The sequence below is a fragment of the Sphingobium lactosutens DS20 genome, from assembly GCF_000445105.1.
GTDB classification, from domain to species: Bacteria; Pseudomonadota; Alphaproteobacteria; order Sphingomonadales; family Sphingomonadaceae; genus Sphingobium; species Sphingobium lactosutens.
Genome location: NZ_ATDP01000073.1, coordinates 70,033 through 86,626 on the forward strand (window position 1 = coordinate 70,033; position 16,594 = coordinate 86,626).

The window sequence follows — 16,594 nt, forward strand, 5'->3', positions numbered from 1 at the left end:
GGGAGGTCTCACATCTCCACTCCCAGCGCATCGGCCACGGTAAAAATGTCCTTGTCGCCGCGACCCGACAGGTTGACGACGATGATCTTGTCCGCGTCCAGAGTAGTAGCCACCTGCTCGGCGGCGGCGATGGCGTGGGCGGATTCCAGCGCGGGAATGATGCCTTCGAGGCGCGAGAGCGACTGGAAGCTTTCCAGCGCTTCGTCATCCTTGATCGGCATATAGTTGACCCGGCCGATTTCATGCAGCCAGCTATGTTCGGGGCCGATGCCCGGGTAATCAAGGCCGGCCGAAATGCTGTGCGCTTCGGTGATCTGGCCGTCCTCATCCTGAAGCAGATAGGTGCGGTTGCCGTGCAATATGCCTGATGCGCCGCCCGCCAGGCTGGCCGCATGCTTGCCGGTCAGCCCTTCGCCAGCCGCCTCCACGCCGATCATCGCCACTTCCGGATCGTCGAGGAAGGGGTGGAACATGCCGATGGCGTTGGACCCGCCACCGACCGGGGCGATCAGCATGTCGGGCAGGCGCCCTTCGGCTTCCAGCATCTGCGCGCGGGTTTCCTTGCCGATCACCGACTGAAAATCACGCACCAGTTCGGGATAGGGGTGCGGCCCCGCCGCCGTGCCGATGATGTAAAAGGTGTCATGCACGTTCGACACCCAATGGCGCAGCGCGTCGTTCATCGAGTCTTTGAGGGTGGACGATCCCGAATGGACCGGGATGACTTCCGCGCCGAGCAGCTTCATGCGAAAGACGTTGGGCTTCTGCCGCTCGACATCCTTGGCGCCCATGAAAATCTTGCATTCCAGGCCAAAGAGCGCCGCGACGGTCGCAGTGGCGACGCCATGCTGGCCAGCCCCGGTTTCCGCGATGACCTTCTTCTTGCCCATGCGGCGGGCGAGCAATGCTTGCCCAATACAATTATTGATCTTGTGCGCGCCGGTGTGGTTGAGTTCCTCGCGCTTCAGATAGATTTTCGCGCCCTTGCCGGGTTCCGCCTTTGCGCGCAGCGCTTCGGTCAACCGTCCGGCATAATAAAGCGGGTTGGGGCGGCCGACATAGGTGCGGAGCAATTCGGCCATCTCCGCGTCGAACGCCGGGTCCGCCTTGGCGGCGTTGTAGACCTTTTCCAATTCCAAGATCAGCGGCATCAGCGTTTCGGCGACGTAACGACCGCCGAACGCGCCGAAATGGCCATTGGCGTCGGGCTGGCTGCGCAGGCTGTTGGGCAGGGCGATGGTGTCAGTCATGAATCGGTCTTTCCAGAAGGACGAAAATAAGGGCGGTCGCAGGTGCCGGCTGGCACGCGATCAGCGCCATCGTCCTTCAATGCGCGGGGCAGGGGCAATGAACGTCAACATGCGGATACCGCTTTGCAGAAGGCCATGATCTTGTCCACACTCTTGATGCCCGGCGCGTCCTCCACACCCGACGAAATGTCGATCAGCGGCGCGCCGGTTTCGCGGATGGCGTCACAGACATTGGCGATCGACAGCCCGCCCGACAGGCCCCAGGGGGCGGGGATCGCTACGCCGCGCAGCAATGCCCAGTCGAAGCGCAGGCCCATGCCGCCGGGCAGCGCGGCGCCATCGGGCGTCTTGGCGTCGAACAGCAGGCGATCAACGGCCCCGGCATAGGCGGCCGCGCACTCTATGTCGGACCGTGTCTTAACGGAAATGGCCTTCCACACCGGCAGTCCGAAGCGCGCGCGGACGGCGGCTGCGCGTTCGGGGCTTTCCTTTCCATGCAATTGCAAGGCGCTGATCGCTCCGGTTTCGGCGATGCGCGCCAGGTCGGCGTCGTCGGCATCCACCACAACGGCGACCCGCTCGACATACGTCGGCACTGGCGCGGCGAGCGCGCGCATCTGGTCGGCCTCCACATGGCGTGGGCTTTTGGGGAAATGCACAAAGCCCAGATGGGTCGCCCCAGCGCGCACGGCCGAGCCCACCGTTTCGAGCGTCGACAGGCCGCAAATCTTGATCGCGAGTCGAGACATGGCCGCGCTTTAGCGGTCATCCGACGCGAAGTCACATGGCGGGCGATGGCCCTCCATCGTCAAGTCCATGTCATGCAGCGCCAGCCACTGGTCGGCATGGGCGATGCAGGCCGCGCCAAGATAGGCGTCCAGCGCAGCAATAATGGCGGCATCGCTCATATCCCTGGGGTCAAGCGGCGCATGCCAATGCAGGTCGAACCGGGGACCTTTGGTGCGCAGCAGGTAGAAGGGCAGGATGCGCGCGCCGACCTTGCGCGCCAGTCGCAGCGCGATCGACAAATTGCCCGAAGGCATCAGCGGCCGGCTGAAGGTCGGGAACCACACTTGCCGCTCGCGCCGCTCATCGGCGAGGATATAGAGCGTCGCACGGTCCTTCTGCGTCAGATGCTTGAGAACACCACGCGCCGCGCCCTCGCCGCCGATCGCTTCGCCCATATAGCTGGAGCGCGCTTTCTTGAGTTGAGCGGCGATCCTGGGGTCTTCGGGGTCTTCATAGACGCCCAGGCCCGGCCGGTCGGTCGACCATTTGATGTGCGCGGCGAGCAAATCCCAATTGCCCAGATGACAGGTGAGCGCGATCATCGGTCCGGGACCATCCAGAACCTGGCTGTAGCCCGCCGCATCGATGACCCGCACATGCGCGTCGTTCACCAGCCGGTCGATATTGGCCAGTTCCGCCATGGTCCGCCCGACATTGACCCATCGCCGGGTCAGAATCGCCTCGCGCTCGGCTTCGGGCAGATCAGGCCGCAGGATCGCCAGATTGGCCCGTGCCCGCGCATCGCGCAGTTTCATGTTGCGCCGCGCGACATGCGCCGACAGCCATCCGCCAAGCGACGACGCCATGGGCGCTGGCAGATGACGCATCAGAGCGAAGAGAAAGGGGTTGGAGAGCATGGGCCGAGCGTCATACAGCAGCGGTCGAAACGGTAAAGGGTGCGGCGGCAAGGATGATATGGCTCTGGGCAATTCTTCAGATGCTCACCCTGATCGGCGTGGCGACCTATTGGCGTCACCTGCCGACTGAGCGGAAGGAAGAGGCGCCAGAGGGCGTTGCCGTCGTGCTGAGCCTGCGCGACGATTGGGACGGGTCGCCTAACCTCATCGCACGATTGAAGGCGCAGCATGTCCGCTTTCGCCTGATCCTGGCAACATCGGGGGACTGCCCCGCCGCGCGCGACCTGGCGGCGCGCGAGGGCGACTGGGTGCAATTTATCGCTGCCGGCACTGCCCAGGATGAAGGGCAGAAGGTGCACAAGTTGCGCGCGGCTCTGCGGGACTTAAGGCCTGAAGACCGCTGCCTGGTGTTTCTGGACGCCGACATTGTCCCACCCGCGCGGCTGCTCGGGCGGCTGCTGTTTCCGCTGGCGCGCGACAAGGCGGATATCGTGACGGGCTATCGCCTGCTGCTGCCCGGTCGTGGATGGATGTCGGGTCTGGTCGGCGCCGTGGAAATGCAGCTCGCGACCTTGCCGCGCTCGGCCACCGCCACCATGCCCTGGGGCGGGGCGATGGCGATGACGCGCGCGGTGGCTGACCGTCTGGACCTGGACGCGGTGCTGGCGGGGCGACTGTCCGACGATATGAGCATTGGCCTTGCCGGATGGCGCGCGAAACTGCGGATGCGGCCGGTGCGCGATTTGCTGGTCGCCAGCCCGATCGAGGGTCGCGCCGCCGACCTGCTGGCCTTTGGCGTGCGCCAATATCGGCACGTCCGCACCAACAGCCTGCGCATGTGGGGCATCGCAACCGGTGTCGTCGCGGCGCAATCGGCCGCCTGGCTGTGGGCGATCGGCTGGGGCAGCTGGACGGCGATCGCAATCGGCTACGGGGCAGGCTGGGGCCGGGCGCTGATCCGACGGAAGATCGCGACTTCCGTTCTCGAACCGGGCCAGGCAAAGGTAGTTCAGCGCTCGCTCTATTGGGACATGGTCACCCCCTTTGCGGTCACATGGGCGCATCTTGCCGTTCAGCTAGCGGCTGCCATGTCGAATGACATTCGCTGGGGCGGATGGCTTTATCGCGTGAAGCGCGGCCGGGTCACGAGCATGTGTCGCCTCCCAGCTGACATATAGTCTCAACACCAGCGGGTATGAGATTAAAATCCGGCCGGAAACTGATGCTGGCCATCATCGCCGATGCGCAGCACCACCTTGCCCGCCACCGCGCTCATCGGCAGGTCGCCATAGAGATGCGGGAAGAACGCCCCACCGCGCGACACCTCCCATTTCACCGCATCGCCAAAGGGCGCGAGGTCGATCATCAGCATGATCAGCCGGTCCTGCCCGGCAAAATGCTTCGTCACCGTCTCCGCCGCCTGCTCGCGCGTCGACATGTGAATATAGCCATCGGCCAGGTCGACCGGCGCGCCCCTGAACACGCCGTCGGCCTTGAACTGGTCGAACTGCTCTGCGGTCAGCACCTTGTAGGCGAACAGCTCGCTCATGCTTCGCTGCTGTCGCCTTCGCCGTCCAGATCAGCCTCCGCTTCGCTCTCCTCGATCTTCGCGGCGCTGACGACATGCTCATTGTCGGCCACATTGAACAGGCGCACGCCCGCCGAATTGCGGCCGATGACACGCAGCGAATCAAGACCCATGCGAATAAGCTTCGCCTGATCCGTCACGAGCATCAGCTGATCGGCGCGGGTCGCCGGGAAGCTGGCGACCACCGGGCCATTGCGACCGATATTGTCGATGTTGGTGATCCCCTGTCCACCGCGCCCGGTGCGGCGATATTCATAGGCTGACGACAGTTTGCCATAGCCGTTGGCGCACACGGTCAGGATGAACTGCTCATTCTCCTGCATGCGGGCAAAGACCTCCTGGTCCTGCATCTCGCCGTCCTTTTCGGGTTTCCATGGGGCGAAGCGCAGATATTCCTCGCGCTGATCGGCATCCGCGCCCGACCGATGCAGCACGGACAGCGAAATCACCGAATCGCCATCGGCCAGCCTCATGCCGCGCACACCCGTCGAATTGCGGCTCTGAAATTCGCGCACATCCTCCGCCTGGAAGCGGATCGCCTTGCCCATATGGGTGGCGAGCAGCACATCGTCGCTTTCGTCGAGCAAGGCGACACCGATCAGCCGGTCATCCTCATCCTCGCCCTCGAACTTCATCGCGATCTTGCCGTTGGATGGGACGTTGGCAAAGGCGTCCATGCTGTTGCGGCGGACCGATCCCTTGGCGGTCGCGAACATGACGTGCAGATCGGCCCATTCCGCCTCATCCTCCGGCAGCGGAAGGACGGTGGAAATGGTTTCGCCTGGTCCCAGCGGCAGCAGGTTGACCATCGGTCGCCCGCGCGTTGCCGGCCCGCCTTCTGGCAGACGCCAGACCTTGAGGCGATAGACCTTGCCCGCGGTCGAGAAGAAGAGGACCGGCGTATGGGTTGAGGTCACGAACAATTCGGTGACGGCGTCCTCGTCCTTGGTCGCCATGCCGCTGCGTCCCTTGCCGCCCCGAGCCTGCGCCCGGAAGGTATCAAGTGGCGTGCGCTTGATATAGCCCTGCATGGTCACGGTGACGACCATATCTTCGCGCTCGATCAAGTCTTCATCGTCGATCCCGTCGGCAGCGGCGGTGATTTCCGACAGGCGCGGCGTTGCAAACTCGCTCTCGATCGCTTCGAACTCCTCGCGCATGACGGCATAGAGTTTGACGCGGTCGGCGAGGATGGCGAGATATTCGGTGATGGCTTCGGCCAGTTCTGCCAGTTCCTTGCCGATTTCGTCGCGACCCAGCGCCGTCAGCCGGTGCAGGCGCAGGTCCAGGATCGCGCGCACCTGAATGTCCGACAGCTTATATGTGTCGCCCTCGATATCGCCTTCGATCGCTTCGACCAGCCGCAGATAGGACGCGATCTCGCCGATGGGCCATTCGCGCGCCAGCAGCGCCTCGCGCGCTTCGGCCGGGCTGGACGATCCGCGGATGATCTTTACCACCTCGTCCAGATTGGTGACGGCGACCACCAGGCCGAGCAAAATATGCGCCCGGTCGCGCGCCTTGTTCAGTTCATATTTCGTCCGCCGGGTGATGACCTCTTCGCGGAACTTGATGAAGGCTTCGATGATGTCGCGCAGGCCCAGGACTTCCGGGCGACCACCGCGAATGGCGAGCATGTTCGCCGGGAAGCTCGACTGCGCGGGCGTGTTGCGCCAAAGTTGGTTGAGCACGACTTCGGGGGTCGCGTCGCGCTTCAAATCCATGACGATGCGCACGCCTTCGCGGCTCGATTCGTCGCGGATGTCGCTGATGCCCTCGATCCGCTTGTCCTTGGCGGCTTCGGCGATCTTCTCGACAAGGCCCGATTTGCCGACCTGATAGGGGATGGACGTCAGCACGATCGAGCGACGGTCGCCGCGTCCTTCCTCGATATCGTGCCGGGCGCGCATGATGATCGAACCACGACCGGTATTGTAGGCGCTCCGAGCGCCGGACTGGCCAAGGATCAGCGGCGCGGTCGGGAAATCGGGGCCGGGGACGATCTGGATCAGTTCGTCGGTGGTGATGCCGGGATTGTCGATATAGGCGAGGCAGGCGCGCAGCACTTCGCCGAGGTTATGCGGCGGGATGTTGGTCGCCATGCCGACCGCGATGCCGCCCGCGCCATTGACCAGCAGATTGGGGAAGCGGGCCGGCAGAACCTGCGGCTCGCTTTCGGACGCGTCATAGTTGGGCGTGAAGTCGACCGTATCCTTGTCTAGGTCCTCCAGCAGCGCATTCGCGACCTTGGCGAGGCGCGCTTCGGTGTAGCGCATGGCCGCCGGCGGATCGGGGTCCATGGAGCCGAAATTGCCCTGCCCATCGATCAGCGGCACGCGCATCGACCAGTCCTGCGTCATCCGCGCCAAGGCGTCGTAGATCGAACTGTCACCATGCGGGTGATATTTACCCATCACCTCACCGATCAGGCGGGCGGACTTGCGGTAGGGACGGTTGTAAACGAAGCCCGATTCCTGGGCGGAGAAGAGAATGCGCCGGTGGACCGGCTTCAACCCGTCGCGCACGTCCGGCAGGGCGCGGGCGACGATGACGGACATGGCGTAATCGAGATAGCTGGCCTTCATCTCATCGACGATGGAGATGGGGCTGATATCCGAAGGGTCGGCGAGGACGGTCTCGTCGGTCAATGCGATTCTCTTTTTGGATGGTGCGTTGCGATGGCCAAGCACTAGCCCAGCGAAACAAATCTGTCACCCCTCGCGCGCGCGTGTCGGGTGCGCCGCCCGGAACGAAAGCTGAGCATAGAGGTTGCAAATCACTCCAATTTAGGCTTGTTCAAAGCCCGTTCACGCGCCGGCCCCTAACCGGTTGCCAAACCCTGGAAGGTCGCCTGGATACAGGTGCAGAGGAGATGAGGATCATGCGTTTTGTAACCCCGGTGGCGCTCGCGCTGACTCTGGCGATGGCGAGCGGCGCGGTTTCGACCCCCGTCTTTGCCGCGAAGAAGGAAGAGAAGAAGGCCGGGCCGAAGCTCAACGTCACGCCCGACGTGCTCAAGGCCCTGCAGGCGGCGCAGAAGGCGTCCGAAGCCAAGGATCTGGCTGCCACGAAGGCAGCGCTCGCCGAAGCGGACAGCAAGGCGACGTCCAATGACGATAAATATCAGATCGGCGCGATCAAGCTGAACGCTGGCATCGGCAATAATGACGAGACTCTCAAGATGGAGGGGCTCAATCAGATGCTCGACAGCGGCCTGACGCCGCCCGAGCAGGCCGGCCAGTTCAATGCCGTCGCGGCCGATGCGGCGTTGGGCCAGAAAAACTATGACGTCGCGATCCAGCGCGGCCAGGCGGCGCTTGCGGCGGGGTATAAGGCAGAGGCTGTGCAGCCGACCATCGCACAGGCCTATTTCGGGAAGGCCGGGACGACCAACACGTCGGCGGAACCCGCGCGCGGATTTACGCAGCAGGGTCTGGCCGCGCTCAAGGCGGCGGCGGATGCCATGAAAGCGTCAGGACAGCAGGTGCCTGCCCAATGGTATCAGATCGGCGTTGGTCGCGCTGAGGCCGCCAAGCTGCCTGACGTGACGGAATGGGCCAAGATGGCGTATCAGGCCAATCCCAGCGGCGAAAATCTGCGTACCCTGGTTCGCCTGTTCCAGCGCGCCAATCCCAACATCACCAACCGCGAAAATCTGGACGTGCTGCGCCTTCTGGGCGCGTCGGACGGCCTGGTGGTCGCGCAGGACTTCACCGAATATGCCGAAATGGCGTCCAAGACCGGCATTTTTGGCGAGGTGAAGTCCGTCATCGATAAAGGCCGCAGCAAGGGTGTCTTGAGCGCTACCCAGGGTGGCGACATTTATCAGAACGCCGTTTCCAAGATTGAGGGCGACAAGAGCACTTTGGGTGCGGCGGCGGCGGACGCGCAAAAAGCGGCGAATGGCAAAGTCGCAGCGGCGACCGGCGACGCTTATCTCGGCTATGGCGACTATGCCCAGGCCGCGGCCATGTTCGAGCTTGCCAAGCAGAAGGGCAGCGTCGACGCGGACGAAGTGAATACCCGGTTGGGCATCGCCAAGACGATGAGTGGCGATATGGGCGGGGCCAAGGCCGCTTTTGAAGCCGTGCAGGGCGGCGCGCGCAAGCAGATCGCGGGCCTGTGGCTGGCCTATCTGGGCACCAAGGGCGCCTGATCGCACTGGGCCGCCGGAGCCGATAACGGTTCCGGCGGCCTTCTTATTGCAAGGCAGGGCGGTTACGGTCGGGTATCGCACCGACGAGATTGACAGGATTGGCGGGGGCTTTTGTGGGTGGTTTGAACGGATTGCGCGGCGGACTGGCAATTGCGGTCGCCTTGAGCGCGCTGATGACAGTGCCGGTATCGGCGAAGAAAAAGAAGATCGTGGTGGCAGGCCCGCCCATCACCATGTCCGACAGTTTTCGCGCCAGCGCGGCATCGGCCGAAACGGCATTGAAGGCGCGGGATACCGCCACAGCGGCAAGCCGCATCAACGCCCTGTCGCCGACGTCCGATTTCGAATCCTATGTCGCGGCTGCCATGCGCTACCAATTGGCCGTGCAGCGCCGCGACGTGCAGGCGCAACGGATCGCGCTGACCGACCTTTTCAAAAGCCCTGAGCTTCCCAAGGCGGAAGCACCGCGTCTGCGCTACATTGCGGGTTATCTGTCCTTCATGGTCGGCAATTATGACGATGCGACCGCGCAACTCGATTATGCCAAAACGCTGGGATATGACGGCATAGACGCGACCATGCTGCGCGCCGACATTGCCTTGCGGCGGAACAAGCCAAAGGAGGCGCGCCCCCTGCTTCGCGAAGCGCTCGCCCGCCAGCGCGCCTCTGGGCAAGAGGTGCCGCTCGCCTGGATCGACCGTGCGATCTCGCTCGCCTATCAGGCGCAGGATTTCAAGGAAGTGGGCGCGCTCTATCGGGAACGCCTCGCGCGAACGGCCAGTCCGCAGGACTGGCGCTCTGCGCTGACCAATTATATGTCCGCCGCCGATCTGGAGGCGCAGGCACAGCTGGACCTCTACCGGCTTCAAGCCGCCAATGGCGCCATGGCCAGTGAGCGGGACTATCAGGCCTATGCGCAGCTCGCCGAAAAGGCCGGCTTCTTTGCCGAGGCGAAGGCCATTATCGAGGCCGGCCGCAAGGCGGGGAAGCTGACCGCCAAACAGGCCGCCACCAGCCAGCTGCTCAAGACCGTAACGCCCAAGGCGACCAAGGAAATTGCCGGCCTGCCTGCGATGGCGAAAAAGGCGGCGGCCGCGTCGACCGGCAAGGAAGCGCTCGCCCTGGGCGACAATTATGTGTCGCTCGCCCAATTCCCGCAGGCGGTTGAGCAATATCGGCTGGCGCTGTCCAAGGGCGGCGTGGATGCCGGCCGCGTCAACGCGCGGTTGGGTATCGCCCTGGCGCGCTCGGGCGACTATGCCGGCGCGCAGGCGGCGCTTGCGCAGGCGACCGACAGCGACTGGGCCAGCGTTGCGGGTTTCTGGTCGACCTGGATCGACCAGCAGAACCGTAAAGCCGGCGCAGCTTAAGCATCGCCAATGAGCCGCTGCCGGCTCAGACCGGCAATGGCACGCCTGGCTGATTCTTCGATGTGCGGATGGTCAGCGATGTCTTGACGCTGACGACATTGGGAGCTGGCGTCAGTTTCGACGTCAGAAATTGCTGGAAGCTCTGCAAATCCCGCGCCACGACCTTGAGAATGAAGTCGATTTCACCATTGAGCATGTGGCATTCGCGCACTTCGGGCAATCCGTCGACATGCTCCTGAAATGCCTTCAGATCCGCCTCGGCCTGACTCTTGAGGCTGACCATGGCGAAGACAGTGATCGTGTAGCCCAGCATGGCCGGGTCCACGACGGCATGATAGGAGGTGATTGCGCCCGATTCCTCCAGCGCCCGCACCCGGCGCAGGCATGGCGGGGCAGTCAGCCCGACCTTGCGCGCCAATTCCACGTTTGTCATCCGCCCGTCATTCTGCAATTCGCCAAGGATTTGCAGGTCGATGTCGTCGATATTGGGGCCGGCCATTATCCAGATTATTTCCTATCTTGAGTGATCGCCGCATCATAATAATATTTCAGGGCATTGCAATTGTCCCACTATGCGACGGATTGTTTCTGTCGCGGACCAACCCCTTCCCCTCAGCCGAACATGCGCCTATCGAAGAGGGAGCAACGCGTCGCGGCGCGGTTTGATGGGGAATATGGTGCGGTTCAACGATCTTCTGCAAACGGTACTGGCGGCGGAAAGCCGCTCTGGACTGAGCGCGGTGACGTTGTGGCGGCAGTGCGTTGACCTTCTGGCGCAACATGACCGTACCGACCGAAATGCCATGGCTGACGAGGAGCGGGACCTGCTGCTCGGCCGACTTGCCATGCTACGACCACAACTGAGTGAAGCCCAGCGGATCGCGACGGTGGTGGAATTGGGTCGGCGATTGCGGTCGCCTGCGTTGATCAGCTTCTTCGCCAATGACCGGCCTTCTGTGGCGGCGGCCGCTATCGCGCGCGCCCAGCTTCCCGACCTTGCATGGGCCGAGATTCTGCCGCAGCTGACGCCGACCGCGCGGGGCGTGCTGCGCGGTCGGCGTGATATGGGGCCTTACACGCGCAAGGCGCTGCAGGCCTTCGGCGCGGCTGATCTGGTCCTCACGGCGGCAAATTCCGATCACGAGAGCGACGATGCGCTTCTGTTGATGCAGGAGGTAGCGTCGGAGCCCGAGCCGCAGGCGCGGCTGGCCGACAAGGCACCGTCTGCACCAAGGCTCGCCTCGGTATCCGGCCGCGATCAGGATCAGATTCGGAACCTGGTCGATCGCATCGCTGAATTTACGAGCAATCGGCGCCCGGTCGGTGAGCCAGCCGCCCAAAGCGAGGCGCAAACTCAAGCGCCCCGCGCCTTCGCCTTTGAAACCGATACGTCCGGGGCGATTCTCTGGATCGATCAGGGGCCGCGCGCGGCATTGATCGGTTTGACCCTGGGCGAGGCGGCTCTGGAGGGCGGAAGCGGGCCGGATGGTCATGTTGCGGGCGCTTTCGCTCGCCGGAGTGGGTTTCAAAACGGTCGCTTCACCATCATGGATGGTGTGATGGCGGGGGAGTGGCGCATGTCCGCCATGCCCTTTTTTGACCCCCAGTCCGGGCGTTTCCAGGGATTCCGCGGTGAAGCGCGGCGTCCCTATCTGCATGAGGTCGCGGCCCGCACCGTCCCGCCATCGATGGAGGTCGCCGGGCTTTCGGCCGATTCGTTGCGACAGCTTGTGCATGAGCTTCGCACGCCCTTGAACGCGATCCTCGGCTTTGCCGAGATCATCGAGCAGGAATTATTTGGCGCGGTCGGCGGGCAATATCGCGAGATGGCGGGCAATATCGCGGTTGACGCGCGCCACTTGCTGGTCGCGTTCGAGGATCTGGATCTGGCGGCCCGCGTCTCGCGCGGTGATGGCAATGGAGCGCCGAAGCGCATCAACCCCGAAACGCTGATAAGGCAGGTCATTGATCGTTTTTGTGACCAGGGAGGGGCGGAATTGCCCGCGATCGACATTGCGATCGCATCTGACCTGCCACAGATTCTGGTCGATCCTGTTCAGGGTGAGCGCATGGTGCAGCATCTGGTGCGAACCATCGTGTCCGTGGCGCCGCGGGACGAGGCGGTGACGGGGGCCTGCTGGATGCGTCCCGATGCCGGGCATGGCTGCGTGGTGCTGGCGGTCGACCGTCCTTCGACACTGGCGGGACTGGAGGAAGCGCAACTCCTTGACCCGGGCTATAGTGCAGATGGCAATTGGGTTGACGGACCACTGCTGGGCCTTGGATTTTCGCTGCGGCTGATCCGTAGTCTGGCCGGTGCCTGTGGCGGATCGCTCGACATCGAAACGAAGCGTATCTTATTGAGCATTCCGGTTGCTGGCGTTGCGAGCGGGGCTGTCGATATCGGCTGATCGCGCAGAGGCGTCGCAACCCTATGGCAACCATTGGGCGATAGAGGATGGGCATGATCGCTTCTTCGCACGACGGCAATTTGCTCCTGCCTCCCCTGGATCAGGACCGCATCCAGCTCGATACGGGTTTCGGCACCCGGTTCATGCTCTTTGTCGACACCGAAGAAGAGTTTGACTGGGATGGACCGTTCAGCCGCACGGGCCATGGTGTCACCGCGCTGCGGGGCATGGCGCGCGGGCAGGCCTATTTTCAGGCTGCCGGAGTAAAGCCTGTCTATGTCACGGATTATCCGATCGTCGAATCGGACCAGGCTGTTGCGTTGCTCGGGCAATGGCGAGCAGACGGTTCGGCCGACATTGGCGCGCATCTGCACCCGTGGGTCAATCCGCCGCACACAGAAGAGGTGAATGCCGCCAATTCCTATGTCGGCTTCCTGCCCGAAGCGATTGAGCGCGCCAAGCTGGAAGCGTTATGCAGCCAGATGGAGGCGCGGTTCGGCGCGCGCCCGATCTGTTACAGGGCAGGGCGTTACGGTGTGGGACCGCACAGCGCCCGGCTGCTGGAGGATGGCGGCTTCAAACTCGACACATCGGTACGAAGCCGCTTCGATTATAGCGGTCAGCATGGGCCTGACTTTCAAGGATTGCCCCAAAACCCTTACTGGGCGGGACCAAGCCGTTCCCTCATCGAGCTTCCTTTGTCGACGGCCTTTATCGGTCTGGCGCGCGGCGGTGGAGAGGCGCTGTATCGCACGGCACAGCGCGTCAGGCCGCTGGCAGCGGCACTTTCGCGGGCGCGCCTGCTCAGCCGTGTGCCGTTGACTCCGGAAGGCGTGCCGGCGCGTGATGCGATTGCCGCGATCGACGCGCTGATCGAGGAGGGGGTGCGGGTGCTGAATTTCAGCTTCCATTCGCCAACGCTGGCGCCGGGACACACGCCCTATGTGCGCAGCGAAGGAGACCTCACCGCCTTCTACAAATGGTGGGACGTCGTACTTTCTCATATGGCATATCGTGGCGTCGCGCCTGCCGGTCTCAATGACTTACTGGCGGCCGTCCCGCTGCGCGCAGAGGCTTGCAAAGCGGCGTGATGCTGCCTAATCGGGCGGTCAAGGTGGGGCCTGTAGCTCAATGGTTAGAGCTGGCCGCTCATAACGGCTAGGTTGCGGGTTCGAGTCCTGCCGGGCCCACCAACCACTTCCGTAAAGCGCGATCCAAATAGCGGTCAGCAATCGCTTTGTCGAAAGGCGTCAGGCCGTCATTTGCCCGCATGGCGGAGGCGGGGCAGGCGCGAATACCCCAATCGCGCCGTTCTAAACTCGCCCCAGTGCCTGCAGAAGCTGCGACATGGATGCGCTGTCGGCCGTCCAGTAACTGGAAAACAGTCCTGCCTCACCAAACATATGCTCTGCAAAGGCCGCATCATCCTGCTGCGCCAATGTAGCAAGTTGATCCGCCATGGGATCTTCAACCGGGCCCCAGATGGCCATATTATCTCCTCGCAGATGGGCACGCCACGCCGCCACCGCCGTCAAAATTGCCGGGCATGGGCGTCCTTGGCGTTGATGATAGGACAGCGTCTCCAACCAGCGTTGCGGTATTTTCTGGCTTCCATCCATCGCGATCTGAATGAGCCGATGATTGAGCGCAGGATTGGCGAAACGGTCCAGAAGGGCATTTGCGTAGTGCGACAGGTCCTGATCAGCGGTCGCAGCGATGCTGGGCTGCGCTTCGTTCCGCATCAGCATTTCCACGACCGGACGGATCGCAGGGTCCGCCACCGCTTCATGCACAAATGCATGGCCACGCGCCAATCCAAGATAGGCGAGCGCCGAATGCGCCCCATTCAGCATCCTGAGCTTCGCCATTTCATAGGGTGCCACGTCACCCACCAATTCTGCACCAACCATATCCCAAGCAGGTCTGGGCCCGGCAAACCGGTTCTCGATCACCCATTGGCTGAACGGTTCGGTCACCACGGCGCCTTCGTCGATCAGTCCCAATGTTTCAGCGGCCAAGGCCCTGTCCGTGTCCGTCGTCGAGGGAACGATGCGGTCAACCATCGAATTTGGGAAGCTGCATTCCTTGGCAATCCAGGCGGCAAGGTCGGCATCGCGCACAGTGACGAAATCAAGCAGCAGCCGTTCGAGCTGCCGGCCATTATCGGAAAGATTGTCGCATGACAGCAGCGTCAATCCAGGACAGGCATTTTGCGCGCGACGCCGTAGCCCATCTTCCAGAAGAGTATAAATGCTGCCTTGTTCCGCTGTTTCCAGGTCGAGAAAGCCGCCGGAGGTTCGGCAATATCCTTTTTCCGTGACAGTGAACGTCAGGATGTGCGTATGCGGGCTGGCGATCGCGGCGATCACGGCGTCTCGTTCGCGGGTGGCGACCAGCACATTGTGAACCGCTTGCACCACTTCAATGGAACGCCCCTGCGCAGAACAGGTCGACAGGCTGTACAACCCGTTTTGCGGATTGAGCTGGTTGGCAACCCCGGCCGAGCGCATTGACACGCCTGTGATCGCCCATTGCTGTCCACCTGTCGCGGCCGCGCGATCGGTATACCAAGCCTGATGCGCGCGATGAAACGCGCCTATGCCAAAGTGGACGATCCGGGGACCTTCCTGATCTTCCGAACGCGTTTGCGGGCAGAAGTCTTGGCTGTATCGCGCAAGGGTCGATGCGGACAAGCGGGGTGCCGCGCTCACAATCGATACGCCTTCTTCGCCAGACGATAGGTCAAATCATGGGCCAGTTCAGCGGCCTCCCAATCGGCGATCCGATGTTCAGCCACTAGCTGGGCCAGAAAGCCGCAGTCGATGCGACGCGCAACATCGTGACGGGCAGGGATGGACAGGAAAGCCCGGGTGTCGTCATTAAACCCAACCATATTGTAGAAACCCGCTGTCTCGGTTGTCATATGCCTGAAGCGACGCATTCCCTCAGGACTGTCATGGAACCACCAGGCTGGTCCCAGCTTCAAACACGGATAATGACCCGCGAGCGGCGCGAGTTCGCGCGAATAAACGCTTTCGTCCAATGTAAAGAGGATGATCGACAAATCTCGGTCATTGCCGAAGCGATCCAGCAACGGTTTGAGATTTGCGACGAATTCGGTGCGCATCGGAATGTCAGCGCCTTTGTCACGGCCGAACCGGCGGAACAGCGGATCGTTATGATTTCTGAACGATCCGGGATGGATTTGCATGACCAGTCCGTCGTCGACGCTCATGGCGGCCATTTCGGTCAGCATCTGGGCGCGGAATATTTCGGCTTCCTGTGCCGTAAATTCGCCCGAGCAGATTTTCCCGAACAAGGCCTTGGCAGAATCCGCCCCAAGATCCGCGGTGCGTGGCGTGGGATGGCCATGGTCTGTGGACGTAGCGCCCATGTCCTTGAAAAAGGCCCGGCGTTGACGGTGGGCCGCCAAGTAACCCTGCCAATTGAAACAATCCTCTCCGGTCAGATCGCTTAATCGGCCAAGATTGTCAGCAAAGCCTTCAAATTCGGGATCGACGACCGTATCGGGTCGATAAGCGGTGATGACCCTGCCTTGCCAGCCGCCTGCTTTCTGATTTTCTGCGCGAATGGACGCATGATGGTCAAGCGCGTCGAGCGGGCTTTCCGTCGTGGCGATCACCTCTATCTGATAGCGATCAAAAAGGGCGCGCGGGCGAAAGTCGTCAGACGCCAGCCTGTCCGTAATCGTGTCGAAATAAAGGTCGCTTGTCCCGGCGTCCAGCTGAGCGGTCATGCCGAAGACTTCTGAAAATACCCAGTCCAGCCACATGCGGGACGGCGTTCCGCGAAACAGATGGTAATGTTCGGCAAGAATGCGCCACGCATTGCGCGGATCGGCATCGCCATTGCCTATCCCGAGCGATTCCAGGGGAACGCCCTGAGAATAGAGCATTCGGAACACATAATGGTCCGGTTTCAAAAGCAGGTCGGTCGCATTTCCAAATGGTGCATTGGACGCGAACCACGCCGGGTCCGTATGCCCATGTGGGCTGACAATGGGCAAGTTCGCGACGCTGGCATACAGGCTGCGCGCAATGTTCCTGATCGTAGGGTCCGACGGAAATAACCGATCAGGATGTAGTTCCAACTTATGTCCAGTCATTTGAGCGGCCGATCCCCAGCTACCAGCATTCACATCAGTTAAGACAT

13 protein-coding genes and 1 tRNA gene are annotated in these 16,594 nt (G+C 62.5%); 6 read left to right on the top strand and 8 right to left on the bottom strand.

The window, feature by feature from the left end; genetic code table 11:
• Positions 1-8: 8 nt before the first annotated feature.
• From trpB to RLDS_RS34630, 3 genes are all read right to left on the bottom strand, one after another.
• Positions 9-1,250: a tryptophan synthase subunit beta gene (trpB, locus tag RLDS_RS34620; protein ID WP_021225026.1), complete on the bottom strand. Its 1,242-nt coding sequence runs from the start codon at positions 1,248-1,250 to the stop codon at positions 9-11.
• 104 nt (positions 1,251-1,354) lie between these two features.
• The gene (locus tag RLDS_RS34625) at positions 1,355-1,999 is read right to left on the bottom strand and encodes a phosphoribosylanthranilate isomerase (RefSeq protein ID WP_021225027.1); all 645 of its coding nucleotides are present in this window, start codon (positions 1,997-1,999) and stop codon (positions 1,355-1,357) included.
• 9 nt (positions 2,000-2,008) lie between these two features.
• On the bottom strand, positions 2,009-2,896 hold the full coding sequence (locus RLDS_RS34630; RefSeq protein ID WP_021225028.1) for a lysophospholipid acyltransferase family protein: 888 nt from the start codon (positions 2,894-2,896) through the stop codon (positions 2,009-2,011).
• A 53-nt stretch (positions 2,897-2,949) separates the two neighbouring features.
• Here RLDS_RS34630 and RLDS_RS34635 point away from each other — a divergent pair, with 53 nt between their 5' ends.
• Entirely contained in the window at positions 2,950-4,074 is a 1,125-nt protein-coding gene (locus tag RLDS_RS34635) for a glycosyltransferase (RefSeq protein WP_031297602.1), read from the top strand.
• 23 nt (positions 4,075-4,097) lie between these two features.
• On the opposite strand, the gene RLDS_RS34640 is transcribed toward RLDS_RS34635, so the two are convergent.
• A complete protein-coding gene (locus RLDS_RS34640) occupies positions 4,098-4,445 on the bottom strand; it encodes a DUF952 domain-containing protein (RefSeq protein ID WP_021225030.1) in 348 nt (115 codons plus the stop codon).
• Positions 4,442-7,132 (bottom strand): DNA gyrase subunit A, encoded by a 2,691-nt coding sequence (gene gyrA, locus RLDS_RS34645; protein WP_021225031.1) that lies wholly within the window; start codon positions 7,130-7,132, stop codon positions 4,442-4,444. The genes RLDS_RS34640 and gyrA overlap by 4 nt, the downstream gene beginning before the upstream one ends.
• 233 nt (positions 7,133-7,365) lie before the next feature.
• On the opposite strand from gyrA, the gene RLDS_RS34650 reads away from it, so the two are divergent.
• Positions 7,366-8,640 carry a hypothetical protein gene (locus RLDS_RS34650; RefSeq protein WP_031297605.1) on the top strand — a complete coding sequence of 425 codons (1,275 nt, stop codon included), beginning with the start codon at positions 7,366-7,368 and terminating at the stop codon, positions 8,638-8,640.
• 173 nt (positions 8,641-8,813) lie between these two features.
• Positions 8,814-10,010, top strand: a complete 1,197-nt coding sequence (locus RLDS_RS34655; protein ID WP_052034091.1) for a tetratricopeptide repeat protein — start codon at positions 8,814-8,816, stop codon at positions 10,008-10,010.
• Positions 10,011-10,035: 25 nt separating this feature from the next.
• On the opposite strand, the gene RLDS_RS34660 is transcribed toward RLDS_RS34655, so the two are convergent.
• Positions 10,036-10,509, bottom strand: a complete 474-nt coding sequence (locus tag RLDS_RS34660) for an Lrp/AsnC family transcriptional regulator (RefSeq protein ID WP_021225034.1) — start codon at positions 10,507-10,509, stop codon at positions 10,036-10,038.
• A gap of 175 nt (positions 10,510-10,684) precedes the next feature.
• Here RLDS_RS34660 and RLDS_RS34665 point away from each other — a divergent pair, with 175 nt between their 5' ends.
• From RLDS_RS34665 to RLDS_RS34675, 3 genes are all read left to right on the top strand, one after another.
• Positions 10,685-12,421: a sensor histidine kinase gene (locus RLDS_RS34665; RefSeq protein ID WP_021225035.1), complete on the top strand. Its 1,737-nt coding sequence runs from the start codon at positions 10,685-10,687 to the stop codon at positions 12,419-12,421.
• A gap of 53 nt (positions 12,422-12,474) precedes the next feature.
• Positions 12,475-13,512: a polysaccharide deacetylase family protein gene (locus tag RLDS_RS34670; RefSeq protein ID WP_021225036.1), complete on the top strand. Its 1,038-nt coding sequence runs from the start codon at positions 12,475-12,477 to the stop codon at positions 13,510-13,512.
• A gap of 26 nt (positions 13,513-13,538) precedes the next feature.
• Positions 13,539-13,614, top strand: a tRNA-Ile gene (locus tag RLDS_RS34675).
• 120 nt (positions 13,615-13,734) lie between these two features.
• Here the strand turns inward: RLDS_RS34675 and RLDS_RS34680 are convergent.
• A complete protein-coding gene (locus RLDS_RS34680; protein WP_021225037.1) occupies positions 13,735-15,132 on the bottom strand; it encodes a mannitol dehydrogenase family protein in 1,398 nt (465 codons plus the stop codon).
• A complete protein-coding gene (gene uxaC / locus RLDS_RS34685; RefSeq protein ID WP_031297608.1) occupies positions 15,129-16,547 on the bottom strand; it encodes a glucuronate isomerase in 1,419 nt (472 codons plus the stop codon). The genes RLDS_RS34680 and uxaC overlap by 4 nt, the downstream gene beginning before the upstream one ends.
• Positions 16,548-16,594: the final 47 nt, after the last annotated feature.